The organism is Rhodohalobacter barkolensis, assembly GCF_002834295.1.
GTDB classification, from domain to species: domain Bacteria; phylum Bacteroidota; class Rhodothermia; order Balneolales; family Balneolaceae; genus Rhodohalobacter; species Rhodohalobacter barkolensis.
The window spans coordinates 800,318-814,319 of record NZ_PISP01000001.1 but is presented as its reverse complement, the minus strand read 5'-3'; the positions used below and the strand labels follow the sequence as shown (position 1 = coordinate 814,319).

10 protein-coding genes are annotated in these 14,002 nt (G+C 42.0%); 8 read left to right on the top strand and 2 right to left on the bottom strand.

Translation table 11 applies throughout. The features are described 5' to 3' along the window. Window positions 1–82 precede the first annotated feature (82 nt). Window positions 83–877 carry a hypothetical protein gene (locus CWD77_RS03300; protein ID WP_101071796.1) on the top strand — a complete coding sequence of 265 codons (795 nt, stop codon included), beginning with the start codon at window positions 83–85 and terminating at the stop codon, window positions 875–877. A 16-nt stretch (window positions 878–893) separates the two neighbouring features. Here the strand turns inward: CWD77_RS03300 and CWD77_RS03295 are convergent, their stop codons facing one another. Continuing rightward, the gene (locus tag CWD77_RS03295) at window positions 894–1,955 is read right to left on the bottom strand and encodes an agmatine deiminase family protein (RefSeq protein ID WP_101071795.1); all 1,062 of its coding nucleotides are present in this window, start codon (window positions 1,953–1,955) and stop codon (window positions 894–896) included. Window positions 1,956–1,991: 36 nt separating this feature from the next. Here CWD77_RS03295 and CWD77_RS03290 point away from each other — a divergent pair, with 36 nt between their 5' ends. The 3 genes from CWD77_RS03290 (at window position 1,992) to CWD77_RS03280 (ending at window position 5,351) form a co-directional block, all read left to right on the top strand. Continuing rightward, window positions 1,992–3,071: a PorV/PorQ family protein gene (locus CWD77_RS03290; RefSeq protein WP_101071794.1), complete on the top strand. Its 1,080-nt coding sequence runs from the start codon at window positions 1,992–1,994 to the stop codon at window positions 3,069–3,071. 167 nt (window positions 3,072–3,238) lie between these two features. Then, window positions 3,239–4,429, top strand: a complete 1,191-nt coding sequence (locus CWD77_RS03285) for a lycopene cyclase family protein (RefSeq protein ID WP_101071793.1) — start codon at window positions 3,239–3,241, stop codon at window positions 4,427–4,429. 1 nt (window position 4,430) lies between these two features. Next, complete coding sequence (locus CWD77_RS03280) at window positions 4,431–5,351, top strand: Brp/Blh family beta-carotene 15,15'-dioxygenase (RefSeq protein ID WP_101071792.1); 921 nt, start codon at window positions 4,431–4,433, stop codon at window positions 5,349–5,351. A 53-nt stretch (window positions 5,352–5,404) separates the two neighbouring features. Here the strand turns inward: CWD77_RS03280 and CWD77_RS03275 are convergent, their stop codons facing one another. Then, window positions 5,405–7,204: a hypothetical protein gene (locus tag CWD77_RS03275; RefSeq protein WP_101071791.1), complete on the bottom strand. Its 1,800-nt coding sequence runs from the start codon at window positions 7,202–7,204 to the stop codon at window positions 5,405–5,407. A 270-nt stretch (window positions 7,205–7,474) separates the two neighbouring features. Here CWD77_RS03275 and CWD77_RS03270 point away from each other — a divergent pair, with 270 nt between their 5' ends. Genes CWD77_RS03270 through CWD77_RS03255 form a run of 4 tightly spaced genes read left to right on the top strand, consistent with a single transcriptional unit; the run spans window position 7,475 to window position 13,965 of the window. Then, complete coding sequence (locus CWD77_RS03270) at window positions 7,475–8,182, top strand: ArsR/SmtB family transcription factor (protein ID WP_101072925.1); 708 nt, start codon at window positions 7,475–7,477, stop codon at window positions 8,180–8,182. A 51-nt stretch (window positions 8,183–8,233) separates the two neighbouring features. Continuing rightward, window positions 8,234–9,595, top strand: a complete 1,362-nt coding sequence (locus CWD77_RS03265) for a TolC family protein (RefSeq protein ID WP_101071790.1) — start codon at window positions 8,234–8,236, stop codon at window positions 9,593–9,595. 15 nt (window positions 9,596–9,610) lie between these two features. Further along, window positions 9,611–10,696 carry an efflux RND transporter periplasmic adaptor subunit gene (locus CWD77_RS03260; RefSeq protein ID WP_101071789.1) on the top strand — a complete coding sequence of 362 codons (1,086 nt, stop codon included), beginning with the start codon at window positions 9,611–9,613 and terminating at the stop codon, window positions 10,694–10,696. Window positions 10,697–10,743: 47 nt separating this feature from the next. Continuing rightward, window positions 10,744–13,965 (top strand): efflux RND transporter permease subunit, encoded by a 3,222-nt coding sequence (locus CWD77_RS03255; protein ID WP_101071788.1) that lies wholly within the window; start codon window positions 10,744–10,746, stop codon window positions 13,963–13,965. The last annotated feature ends 37 nt before the right edge of the window (window positions 13,966–14,002 follow it).

Sequence of the window (14,002 nt, the reverse complement as noted above, 5' to 3'; positions counted from 1 at the left end):
TTAGTTGAGATGCGTAAATACTTCGATTTGTTCACAAAAATTTGTTAATTGAATTAATTATTAATTCAGGAAGGAGGTTACCATGGTTACTCCTATTCGAATATCTCTTCTCACTCTAATTAGTGCACTATTGCTTCCACTATCCGTAGAAGCTCAGGATCGGCAGGGTCACTATATGCATATCGACTATCTGCAAATTGAACCCAATGAAGAAGATGATTTTTTACAGCATCTGTCTTCAACATTTGTTTCAATTCAGGAAGCACGTAAAGAGAGTGACAATATCGAAAACTGGTATGTATACAGAGTGACTTACCCCGGTACTCAAAATTCATTTTATAATTATGTAGTTGTTACAATCAGTCAGTCGCTGAGTGGATTTGAAGATGTACCGGATCAATTTCTGGAAGATTTTTCTAAGGGAGAAGGTCAGAGAATGACTGAAAGCTACAGAAAGTATCTTTCGCCCAATCATTCTGAGCTTTGGAAAATAAGGAACAGTGTTCTGCAGAGCGATCATTTTTCACCCAGCCGTTACATTGTAATGAACTATATGAATGTAGGGTTAGGCTATGAGTATGAATATCAGATGTTTGAAGATGAAATAGCAAGGCCGTTACATGAGGAGAGAATGGAACGAGATCAAATGAAAGGTTGGGAACTGCATGAATTGATCATGCCCAGAGGAATTGATTACGGATATAACTTTTCAACTATAGACTATTTCGACAATCTGGAGGATATTGAATTTGGGTTTACGGATGAACTTATACGACATACCCACCCCGATACAAATATCAATGATTTCTTTGATAATATTTATAGAACCAGGGATTTGGTAAAAAGTGAAGTTTGGGAACTCATTCAGGCACTTTAAACAACCGGATGACTTTTTAACTCTTGATCCCATAAAGTTGTTGAGTAATACAGTGAATACTGCCCTGACCCCACACCAGGTCTGCACATTCTATCCCAATGACATCCCGATCAGGGAAAAACTCTCTGAAAATGTCCATCACTTCCTCATCATATCTCTTGTCGTAAAGAGGAAGTAAAACCACATTATTTGCGATATAAAAATTCGCATAGCTGGCAGGTACATACTCTGAGCCATCTACCGTGGTTCCTTCTATCTTTGTTTTAGGCAACGGCAGCGTTATAATATTAAAATGATTCCCATCCTGATCTGTCGAGCTTTTTAAAATCTCGTAATTTTCCTGAAGGGCTTTGTAATTGATATCATTCGGATCATCTGCGATCATAGTAAGTATCGTGTTCCGATTTAGAAACCGGGATAGGTCGTCAATGTGACCATCTGTGTCATCTCCGGCTAATCCATTTTTTAACCAAATGATCTTATCCATTCCAAGATAATGTTTTACGGTTTTTTCAATTTCCGCTTTTGTCAGATTTGGATTTCGATTTTCATTGAGTAAAACCGATTCTGTAGTCAGTAAAATGCCCTCTCCATTAGTCTCGATCGACCCTCCCTCCAACACCATATTTGTATTGAAGTGCTCGAGGTTAAAATTTTCAGCAAACCATTCAGGTAGTTTATTATCTGAATCAAATGGCGGATATTTTTCACCCCAGGCATTGTACTCCCAATCCGTGATTGCATAACGATCCAATTTATCCAAATGCTGAACAAAAATTGGTCCGCAATCCCTGGCCCAAACGTCATCAATGGGCAGAGAATAGATCTGCACCATTCCAATATCAATGCCATAGTTAATCAGTTTTTCCCGAACTGTTTTTTCTGAACTGTCTTCATCAACAAGCAATATGATCGGTTCATATCTGTGAAGAGCGTCAATTATATTCAGATAAACAGACTCTACCCTGCTCAATCTTTCACCCGGCCAGGTTTCTCGGTTTGACGGCCAGTGAAGCTGAGTAGCGGAGTGTGGATGCCATTCGGCCGGCATTCTATAGCGATAATCTGTAGAAGTCATTCAATTGATGGTGGTTCATGCATTTTTGCCAAATGTATGAATTTTAAGCAAAAGCTGGCCAATGTTATTTGGTTAAGTGTTCAAACAGACCGATATTTTTATGCAAATTCAATTATCATCTTTTTTAGGAATCGCTTGTATCCATCCGGTATTAAATATTTTATTTCTACACCAGCATGCATCTTATTCTGGTTCATGTTGCTGTTTCACAACGCAGAAGCACAGGACACCGGAAGCGGACTCGATTTCTTGAATATCGGCCCTTCAGCCCAAATCCTTTCTATGGGAGAAGGAACAACAGCTTATCCAACAGGATCCTCTTCCATTTACAGCAATCCCTCCCTTCTATCTTTCGAGAAGCAATCCGGCTTGGATATCAATTATACATTGTGGATTTCAAATTTGAATACGCAATTTGCCGCTGTCCATTTTAAAAGTAATCAGCTTACCTATGGATTTGGTATTTATGGTACCCGGGCAGATGATTTTGAGGCCAGAAGTCAACCCGGACCGTCCTCCGGTTCGTTCTCTGTCAGCTATCTTTCACTCAGTACAGCAGTTGCCTATCAGGTAGGGCCATTTTCTACCGGTGTAACGGCTCAGTATTTGAGAGAAGAGATCTTTCAGCTTAGGGCTAATGGCTATGCATTCAATGTGGGTACTTCGCTTCGTTTGTTTAAAGAAAAGGTGCTTGCCGGTGTTTCATTGAACAATTTGGGTGAAATGGAAAAGCTGGAAACTACGGCCACTCCGCTTCCGACGATGCTGAATGCCGGTGTATCTTTGAAACTAATTGAATTTATGACTCCGGGTAATAATGATTTCCCTCTGCTAATTGGAATTCTTACTGACTGGAGTATGCCGTTGGATGAACATTATCGTGGGGATTTTACATCTGAAGAAGTTCAGGATAGTTATACAACCATTGGACTGACAGTAGATGCTGCGGATCTTTTTGATTTTCAAACCGCTTACAGAATGGGACCTACTGAACGGCCTTTAAGTTTTGGAATGGGTTTATCCATTCAGCCGGTACAGTTTAATTACTCATTTATACCGTTTTCTACAGGTTATGGCACTGCTCACTCCTTTGGTCTCCAATATTCGTTTAATTAATAACTGAACGATGAATAATCGATTACGGTTAAATCAGAGACCAACTCAGGCTTTCGTTTTCTCTGTGTATCATGTGTACTAAGATAACAGCTGAATCGTGAGGCTGTTCTTTAGGGTTAGGCTCCATTACCTTGTGTTTTGGAGCCTTTTTTTCAATTCTGTCATCTATGGATAATCTTTTGAAGATTGATAAAACCTACGATATCATTATCGCCGGAGCCGGAGCTTCCGGTTTGAGTTTAACATGGCACTTGCTGCAGTCTGAAAAATTGCGCTCAAAAAATGTCCTGATTGTCGACCTGAATTTTACGCCTTTAAATGATAAAACCTGGTGTTTTTGGGATGACTCTAACATACCGTTTGAAAACCTGATCTATCATACGTGGAATAATCTTGTGGTTAACGCGAAGTCTAAAGAACTGAGTGAAGATCTTCAACAATACAGATACCATTGCATCCGAAGTGTTGACTATAAAAAACAAATACTTCAGCAAGCTGAAACAGCTTCAAACTTTACTATTCTGGAAGCCAAGATTCTCGGTTTCACTTCCGAAGGTAAGTATGGTGTTATCCGAACAGATCAGGGAAATTTTAAGGCTCCCTATATCTTTCAAAGTGCGTTGAAGCCTCCAGGTTTATCTACTGCAAAATCTGATATTTCATTAAGCCAGCACTTTCTGGGATGGGAAATAGAAACGGATAATAATCTTTTTGATCCGGATAAAGCAATTTTCATGGACTTTGATATCCCTCAATTGAATGGGCTATCCTTCTTTTATACCCTCCCCTTTACCGAAAACAAGGCTCTGATTGAATACACTCTTTTCTCATCAAATCTGCTGACAGATGAAGAGTATGAACGCGAACTAATTAACTATTTAAACGATAAATTCGGTCTTACGAAAGGCAACTATACGATAACCCGAAGGGAAAAGGGGAATATACCCATGGAAGATCGGCGTTATCCATCTATATATTGCAATCGCGTATTTAATATGGGTACAGCCGGAGGACTCACAAAACCTACCACCGGATATACATTTACCAGGATTCAGAAGCATACCATGCAGATCGTAAAAGCTTTAGAATCCGGAAGTGAAATTCCTGAAGAGGAAGCATCATCATACAGATTCAGGGTTTATGACATGATGTTGCTATCTATCTTAGATGGCTATTCTGAAATTTCCATTCAGATTTTTCATGATCTATTTAAAAACAACCATTTTGATCGCATATTGCAATTCCTCGAAGAAGAGACTCATTTAGGTCAAGAGCTTAAAATTTTTTCCACCTTACCCTATACTCCCTTTTTCAAAGCTATCTGGAAAATGAAGCATCGAATTTTGACCGGAGCGTAGCATGCGGCATACTTCAAGGCGATTAAATCAGATTGCAGTAAGCGTATCAGTAGTTCTTGTTGGGGTTGGATTGCTGCTCCCACAAATTTTGGAATTGTTGATCATTCCAATACTGTTGCTCTCCGTTTTTATCATTGGTATCCCACATGGAGCCATCGATCATATCATGGCTTCTGAACTTTATGGCCTTAGGAACAGTCTCAAAGACCACATACTATTCTATGCAAGCTATCTTCTTATTATGCTTTTCATCGCATTTCTGTGGATATACATTCCCATTGCCGGAATGGTGCTGTTCTTAGCTATGTCGATCTATCATTTTGGTCAGGCTGATATGGAAGATTTTTTAAAGAGTTCTACACCGAACGTTACCTGGTACATAACACGCGGGACCCTCATTATCGGGTTAATAATTTTTGCAGACACCTCTACCTCCTATCCTATCATGGCAGAAGCGATGAGATTGGATTTAACCACTTTTGCGAACGTAATGCCTGATCCTCTTTATGCAACAGGTTTTATAATTTTCGTTTATACAGGACTTACGCTTTTTGGATTGAGTAAAAATCACTTCACAAACAATTTTAGTTTTATTGCTGATAGTATCATCATTACTCTGCTGCTTTTAATTACCGGTCCCTTAATTGGGTTTGCGGTTTATTTTGCTCTTTGGCACTCCATTGGCCATGTTAATGAAATGAAGAAGTTTTTTGAGGCTAAAAACAAGAGCTTGACGATCGTTGAGTTTTATAAAAAAGCCGCACCCTTTACGCTTATTTCTCTTTTTGGACTTGTACTGCTGTTTTATATCAATCAGCTGATGCAGCTCGAAGGTGAGTTTGTCACACTAATGTTTATTTTGATCAGCGTATTGACCTTACCTCATCTGTTTATCGCAGATAAGATGTACCGTGAATCATAAAAAAAGGAACCTCATTAATAAACGAGGCTCCTTTTCTATCTGTTATTATAATTTTAAGCCGACACCGCAAAAACTTCTTCCAGCCGCTGTCCTTGCAATTCCACTGTTTCACGAATGGAATCCAGATTTTCGCCGGGATACGGTTCCTGTTTTGAAATCTCAAGACAGAGATCAATTCCTTTCATTAAGTTTTTACGCATCCGTTCTAGTTTTTTCCACTCCTGCTCATCTCCTTCAACCTGTTCAGCCAGCTCTTTAATGTAATCAACGTACATCACCAGCTCTTTTGCAAACATATGAGGACGTTCTTCAGGAACCAGAGATTCACGACGGCCGTAAATGTGATCGACCATCTCATCCAACGAATATTCCCGATTGAACCAAGCGATGTTTGGTCCCGGACATATCGCCTGTCGACCGTATGACGGTTTCATGATACCAAGACGGATCATGGATCCCGTACCAAGGTTGGTACATAGGCAGGTTTTTGCCAGAACTTTATCCTTCTCTTTCTCCTTTTTCTTTTCAGGCAGATCACTTTCAGCAATTTGATTGACTTTCAATATCTGATACTCAGATGATGCTGTACAGATTGGATTCTCAGTGAACTCTGTATTGGAGACCAGGAATCCTTTCGGACATTTAGATCCTGGTTTTCCTTTTTCGATCAACTCCCTGGTATGAATTTCAGATCCTGAGCCTCTTACATTGTTAAATGGAACACCCAACGGTGAAACACCACTCAGATAGAGTTCATTTTCTCCTGCATCAGCTAAAACGCCCGATGTAAATTCGTCTACACAGGTGGCTTCAGGAACTAATAAGAATGGACTCCCCCATCCTGCAGCATCCATTTCAAAATCTTCAAGTAATCGTCTCATTTCACCGTTTGTGCCAATTCCACCCTGAACGGTAATTCGTGCTTTAGCAACATCAGAAACATCTTCCGGGTAATCCCAACCCTGAGATTCATAAAATTTTTGAATCAAAGGCTGAAACGTCTCCTGCAGCTGATCTCGTTTTTCCCGAAACTCCTGTAAGAGTATCGGCAGCAGGTGTCCATCGGAGGCAAAAGCATGTCCCCCACAATTTAAACCCGACTCAATTCTGAATTCAGCCACTTCAAGGCCTTTTTTAGCAAGATATTTTCCTTGGATTAAAGCCGAACGGAAATCACTCACTTTAAGAATGATTTTCTTTTTGATCTTTCCGGACTGATCTCGATAAAAATCTTTAAAATCTGCAAGATAGTTATAGAGTCTTGGATTAAATCCTGCCGAAAGAACGACGCTCGATTCAAGTTTACTGTTGGCAAAGCCACGCAACGCAGCACTTGCATCGCTAAACTCGGAGCTCAAAGGTTGATCATTGCTATCAAGACGCAAGGCATCCACTTTAGCCATGATGTTTACATCAATCGCACCGGGAGTCATTTTATCTGTTAATTCCTTGATGTATTCATCACGTGTCTCTTTCTCCTTCAGCGAACATATAAAATCATAGCTTGTTTTCAGCGGATTTGAATTGGGAAGAAGCTGGAAATAGCGATCTTTTTCCGTTTCTGAAAACAGCGGCATCTCTTTCAGTTCCTCAAATTTATCGTTCACAATATCTGCAACCATATTTAGATAAGCAGTAATTCGGTCTGCCCGTCCATCTAAAGCTGATCTGGGAATATTTTTGTAAGGAATGTTGAACTCACCGCTATAGTGCTTCCTGATTTTTTCGCAAAGCAGGTCATCAACTACAGAGATAACGGAGTGAATTCCTAAATGAGCTACACGTATGGGACTATCTATGGAGTGACCGGTTCCCATAACCGGTATGTGAAATTGGTGTTGATTCTGAATCATGAAATAATTGTACTTAATCTTTATAAATGTCAACATCAATATACGAATAATAAAGATAAAATACTCTTATACATTATATACCCAATTCTGACCTATTCTTTTGTAACATTTGTTACAACTTTAACAGAATAATAATTGTAAGTAATCTCTTCATAACACTCTACTTCAATTAGTTACAGATTTAATTAATCGATGGAAATTTCATTCAAGTATTTTATTGAATGAAATTGCTACCCTCCCTATCATATGTATGAACAAAACAAAATGAGCATGAATATTCGAGAATTTAAAACATCCCTTTACAAAGAGATGTCGGGTATGACAAAAGCGTTGGGCAATCCGCACCGTCTGGAAATACTGGATCTTCTGGCACAAGGACCTGCAGCGGTCGAGTACGTAGCCATGAATACCAATTTAACTGTAGCGAATGCCTCACAACATCTTCAGGTACTGAAAAATGCTTTTTTAGTGGAAAGTGAAAGGCGTGGAAAATACAACTACTACAAATTGGCAAATAAACAGGTTTTTGAAGCTTGGTGCGCACTTCGCCGTCTGGGATTTTCACTGAATGATGAGATCGCAGACTTGTTTCTTGACTTCCGAAAAGAACGCAAGCATTTAAAAATGATATCTACCGAAGAACTGGTCAGAAAAATCAGAAATGACAGCGTTGTAATTGTTGATGTACGGCCTGAAGAAGAATTTAAAAACGGACACATAGAAAATGCTCTCTCTTTCCCGCGAACAGATTTAAGGGACAGAATGAATGAGCTTCCAAAAGAAAAAGAGATTGTTGCTTATTGTCGGGGACCGCTCTGTATGATGGCGGATGATGCTGTAGAGATGTTAAATCAGAATGGATACCGTGCATCCAGGTTGGAAAAGGGATTTCCGGATTGGTCTGCAGGTAATTTACCGATCGAACGAGAAGGTGATACTCATCAAAAAGAGAAAAAAGAATCACAGGGTAGTATTTAATGACCCATCTAAGATTATAAAATCATAAATAACTAAATAACAATAACTAAAATGAACTTAAAAATTTCATATGTACCCAAAGTATATCTGATTTTGATGCTATTTCTGTTGCCGGTTCAACTGCCGGGTCAGTCAAATTCAAATGATGACAGGCTTACAGTGTCACTACAGGAAGCGATGGAGATCGCTTTGGAACAAAATTTCTCGATAGAACAAGCTGAATTTGACGTCGACAAAACCGAAGCTCAATATCGTCAAACAAATGCCGTATTTCTACCACAGCTCTCTTTCGAATACAATGCGGTTTCAACAAACGATCCGCTCAATGTTTTTGGGTTTAAGCTGAAGCAGGAAATAGTAAGTCAGCAGGATTTTAACCCTGCCCTATTGAATGATCCGGATGCTTACGAAAACTACAGTGCTAAGTTTGAAGTACGTCAGCCACTGTTTAATCCGGATATGATAATGCAGCGCGGTGCTGTAAAGAGTCAATTAAATTCCGCCAATGAACAGCTGCATGGAACAAGGAACCATATCAGATATCAGGTTCGAAATCAGTACTACAGCCTGATTCTCCATATACGTCAGCTCGAAGTGATCGGAACTGCGCTGGAAACAGCGTCCGAGCACAGACGACAGGCGCAAAACTTTTTTGAAGAGGGACTACTCAGCAAGGAGGATTTTCTGGCCGCCAGGGTTTACGAACTGGAAATGGAAAGTCGCAAGCTTAATACTGAAAATCAGCTGAACACCGCGCAGGAAGAGATGGCTCTTTTATTGGGTCTGGATGGATCTGTGAAGGTAATACCAACTGAAAATCTGGATGGTATTGAAGGCACATTCGTTCCATCTGACATTACCGACATTCAGGTGAATAATGCACAGACCCGTGCAATTGAACAGAGAGTAAATGCAGCTGAAAGAATGAGCAAGTCGGCCAAATTCAATTTTCTTCCAAAGATTAATCTGTTTGGTAGTTACGAATTCAACGATTCTGAGTTTGCAGGTTTCGATGCCAGCTCCTACATGATTGGTGCTAATCTGAGATGGAATATTTTTTCCGGGTTTAGTCAGGCCGGTAAAGTGATGGAAGCCCGTGCTGATTATAGAAAGGCTCAAAGCATGCAGCAAAGCCACAGATTTGAAATGGAAAACAGGGTTCGTGAGGCATATCGAACATTGGAGCATGCAGAAAATGAGCTCGAACTTACCGAAGAATCGATTGCACAATCTACCGAGGATGTGAAAATCCGAACCAACCGCTACCGCGAAGGGATGGAGCGAACTACCGATTTACTGGAAGCTGAAACAAAATTAGCCGAAGCCAAACTGAAAAACGTGATGGCTCTCTACAAATACAATATGAGTATCGCCGCACTGGAGATGCTTCTTGAACAGGATTTTAACAACTAAAAAATAACAAAGAAAATGAATAAGAACATGAAACCTATTTCAGGAATGTTAACTCTGCTGTTTGCCATAACACTTATAAGTGGTTGTAGCTCAGACGATACAACAGTAACTGAACAAAATGCAGTCGAAGTTGAGCTTCGTACAGCAGAAGCTTCAACAACTCAATCGGGAATGGTATTCCCTGCCAAAGTTGAAAGCAATAATCAGGCGAACCTCAGCACCATTGTAATGGGAACCGTCACATCAGTTCCCGTAACTGTAGGCGACCGGGTTAATGAAGGTGATGTATTAGTTCGAATTAAAGATGATCAAATCCGGGCTCAAAAATCCCAGATTGAAGCCAATATGGTTCAGGCCAAAGCGAATCTCGATAATACCGAAATAAACTATAACCGGATTAAAAACCTATATGCCGAAGAGAGTGCAACATCGAAAGAACTGGACGACATTACTACGATGTATGAAATAGCGAAAGCCAATATGGAAGCATTGGAGGCAAGGCTGAATGAAGTGAATGAGATGCTCTCCTACACTGTAATCCGTGCTCCTTTTTCCGGTATTGTAAGCGGTAAGTTTGTCTCTGAAGGTGATATGGCATCTCCAGGACATCCGCTGGTTTCCGTTGCAGATCCCGGTTCTGTCAAAATCACCGCTACAGTAGCAGAGAATCAAATTTCAAGTCTTGAAGAAGGCTCAAACGTTTCAGTTTCTATTTCTTCTGCAGGAATGTCTGACGTTCCTGCCCGCCTTACCGCAATCAGTGAGGCCGGAAACCCTATGAGTCGCCAATTTTCGATTGAGGCAGTTATTGACGATGCAGAGATTATCAACAAACTAAAAGTTGGAATGTTTGCTCAGATCAGGGTGAATAATGATGAGACAGAAAGTTTAACCATACCTGCTGATGCCATTGTTGAACGCGGTCAGCTCACCGGAATCTATACCATATCTGACAGCGATCGTGCCGTTTTGAGGTGGGTTCGTCTTGGGGAAAGATCAGGTGATTTGATAGAAGTCATTACAGGACTTAAACCGGGAGAACAGTTTGTCTATGCACCGGGTCAGTCCATACGCCAGGGACAACTGCTGAGCATACGATAGTAAAAGACATTTATAACCAGAATTTTGAATTGAAGAAATAGAAAAAAATGAAAACCGGATTAGCAGGTAAAATTGCACAGGCGTTTATCGATTCGAAGCTGACACTGCTTCTTATGATCGCCTTTTTAGCCATCGGTGTGTATGGCGTATGGCTCACACCGAGTGAAGAAGAACCCCAGATTGATGTACCCATGGCCGATATTTATGTCGGCTATCCCGGTGCATCGCCGCAGGAAGTTGAAAACCGTATTGCCATTCCATTGGAGAAAATTCTCTCCAACATTTCAGGAGTGGAATATGTGTATTCAACCTCTATGCCGGAGCAGGCCATGGTTTCAGCCCGATTTTATGTGGGCCAGGATATTGAGGAAAGCCTCGTGCGTCTCTACAACGAGATCATGAAATTTATGGATACCAAGCCGGAACCGGTCACCATGCCACTCATCAAAACGAGGTCTATCAACGATGTTCCGATTGTAACCCTTACACTCTGGAGTGATAATCACGACGACTATCAACTTCGCCGGGTAGCACAGGAGTTGGACAATGAGATCAAATCCATTGCTGATGTCGCTGAAACCAAAATTCACGGAGGTCGCTCCCGTACTGTTGAAGTGATTCTGGATAAAGAAAAAATGGCCTCCATGATGATCGACCCGCTTCGGGTAGCTCAAACTATTCAGGCGGCAAACAGTGAGTTTAAATCGGGTTCTTTTACTCAGAATGATGAGGAATTTCTGGTTCAAACCGGCAATTTCCTTGAAACAGCCGATGATGTAGGATCGCTCGTTGTGGATGTTCGGGAAGGTGATCCAATTTTGCTGAGAGATGTTGCTCAAATTAAAGATGGTCCCGGTGAAGCAGGAAACTACGTCTCCTACATTCCCGGACCGGTCTCTTCCAAAGAGAAACAGCTTGAGGCGGGAACCTCCTACCCTGCTGTTTCCATATCCGTAGCGAAGCGACAGGGCGCGGATGCGATGACCATTGCGTCTCAAATTGATGAGATGGTTGATAAGCTGAGCGGATCTGTCATCACATCAGAAATTCAGGTAGAAACCACACGTAATTACGGAGAGACGGCAACTGAAAAGGTCAGCACTCTCCTGATTCATCTAATTGTGGCTGTTTTAGCTGTATCTTTTGTGGTGTTCCTGGCGATGGGCTGGCGCGGAGCATTGGTTGTATTCATCTCTGTTCCGATCACCTTTGCACTCACGCTCTTCTTCTACTACATGTACGATTACACACTCAACCGTATTACACTGTTTGCCTTGGTGTTCGTGACCGGTATTGTAGTGGATAACTCCATTATTGTGGCAGAGAATATGCACCGCCACTTTAAGATGAGAAATCTGCCGTTTAAGCAGGCCGCGATCTATGCGATCAACGAGGTAGGTAACCCGACCATTCTTGCTACGTTTACGGTGATAGCCGCTGTTATCCCAATGGCGTTCGTTTCCGGTTTGATGGGGCCCTACATGAGTCCGATAGCGATTGGAGCCACCGTGGCGATGATTCTATCTTTGATAATTTCCCTGATCGCGACTCCGTGGCTAGGCTATCGGCTGCTGCGGGCTGCCAGAGTTCAATCAAGTGGAAACTCCGGTAAAGGTTATAAACTGGAAGAGACGTTCATTTTTAAGGTGTACGACAAAACCATGCGACCGCTGATGGAGAGTACCTGGAAACGATGGGCATTTCTTCTCGGAACCACGGTCGTACTATTTGCTACGCTGATGCTTTTCTACATCCGTTGGGTAGAGGTGAAAATGTTGCCATTTGATAACAAAAATGAGATTCAGCTCATCATCGATATGCCCGAGGGAACCACGCTTGAGCGGACGGAAGCGGTAGCTCAGGAAGTTGGGCTGGTCATGCTGGAAATCCCTGAAGTGTACGACTATCAGATCTACTCCGGAACCAATGCGCCGATTAATTTTAACGGACTGGTTCGTAGTTATGATCTGCGTCAATCATCAAATGTAGCCGATATTCAGGTGAATCTGGTAGACAAAAGCTTGCGATCGGACCAAAGTCACGATATTGCCAAGCGCATGAGACCGCTGGTTCAAGCCGTTGGTGAAAAGTATAATGCCAACGTCAAAGTGGTGGAAGTTCCACCCGGACCTCCCGTAATGTCTACCCTTGTGGCGGAGATTTATGGACCAGACCTGGAGATGCAGCGTTGGATTGGAGAGGATATTATGGGAATATTTACTCAAACGCCCGGTATTGTAGATAGCGATTGGATGGTGGAAGCCGATCAAACCGAATATCGATTTAACGTACAGCGAGAAAAAGCTGCTGTATCAGGTGTGATGCCAAATCAGGTATCGGAATCGCTCGGGATGATATTGGGGCAGCACCCCGTAAGTTCACTCTACAGTGAAGATGAAGCGACTCTGGTACCCATTACAATGAAACTGGATGAAATTGATCGTTCCGGAGTTGACCGCCTTGCCGGATTACATGTGCAATCGAGAACCGGAGCGATGATTCCGATCGGCGACATGGTTCAGCAGGAAGAGCGAACGCTTGAGAAAAGCATCCATCGCAAAAATCAGCGACGAGTGATTTACGTAACTGCAGAAGTTGCCGGCGAGATTGAAAGTCCGGTGTATGCCATTCTGGATGCAAGGGATGAGATCGACAATATTGCCCTCCCTGCCGGTTATTCGTTGGAACAGGCATTTTCCGGGCAGCCATTTACAAGCGAAGATCTGACCGTGAAGTGGGACGGTGAGTGGCAGATCACACTCGAAGTGTTCCGTGATCTGGGAATTGCCTTTGCGGTAGTGTTGGTCATTATCTACATCCTGATTGTAGGCTGGTTCCAGGACTTTGGCGTACCGATTATCATGATGATTGCCATTCCGCTTTCACTAATTGGAATTTTGATTGGTCACTGGGTTACCGGAGCCTTTTTTACAGCTACATCGATGATTGGATTGATCGCCCTGGCAGGAATTATGGTGAGAAACTCGGTGCTGCTGATCGACTTTATTCAGATCAGTTTGCGACAAGGCAATACGCTGGCTGACGCTGTAGTAGAAGCCGGTGCAGTGCGAACCATGCCGATCCTGCTTACGGCCGGAACGGTAGTGATTGGCGCGATTGTGATTCTGTTTGACCCGATATTCCAGGGGCTTGCCATCTCGCTGATGGGCGGAGCGATTGCATCCACTGCACTAACGCTGATCACCGTTCCGCTGATCTACTTTATGGTGAACAAGAATAGAAAAACCGAAGATATTGTGCGGAATTAAAAAATAATCTCCCCTTTTTAGGGGAGAATCTTTAATG

What these genes read in the sequence shown, in the direction of transcription:
- CWD77_RS03300 (WP_101071796.1), top strand. Translation starts at nt 83, where the DNA reads ATGGTTACTCCTATTCGAATATCTCTTCTCACTCTAATTAGTGCACTA.
- CWD77_RS03285 (WP_101071793.1), top strand. Translation starts at nt 3,239, where the DNA reads ATGGATAATCTTTTGAAGATTGATAAAACCTACGATATCATTATCGCC.
- CWD77_RS03265 (WP_101071790.1), top strand. Translation starts at nt 8,234, where the DNA reads ATGAACTTAAAAATTTCATATGTACCCAAAGTATATCTGATTTTGATG.
- CWD77_RS03255 (WP_101071788.1), top strand. Translation starts at nt 10,744, where the DNA reads ATGAAAACCGGATTAGCAGGTAAAATTGCACAGGCGTTTATCGATTCG.
- CWD77_RS03260 (WP_101071789.1), top strand. Translation starts at nt 9,611, where the DNA reads ATGAATAAGAACATGAAACCTATTTCAGGAATGTTAACTCTGCTGTTT.
- CWD77_RS03275 (WP_101071791.1), bottom strand. Translation starts at nt 7,204, where the DNA reads ATGATTCAGAATCAACACCAATTTCACATACCGGTTATGGGAACCGGT.
- CWD77_RS03280 (WP_101071792.1), top strand. Translation starts at nt 4,431, where the DNA reads ATGCGGCATACTTCAAGGCGATTAAATCAGATTGCAGTAAGCGTATCA.
- CWD77_RS03270 (WP_101072925.1), top strand. Translation starts at nt 7,475, where the DNA reads ATGAATATTCGAGAATTTAAAACATCCCTTTACAAAGAGATGTCGGGT.
- CWD77_RS03295 (WP_101071795.1), bottom strand. Translation starts at nt 1,955, where the DNA reads ATGACTTCTACAGATTATCGCTATAGAATGCCGGCCGAATGGCATCCA.
- CWD77_RS03290 (WP_101071794.1), top strand. Translation starts at nt 1,992, where the DNA reads ATGAATTTTAAGCAAAAGCTGGCCAATGTTATTTGGTTAAGTGTTCAA.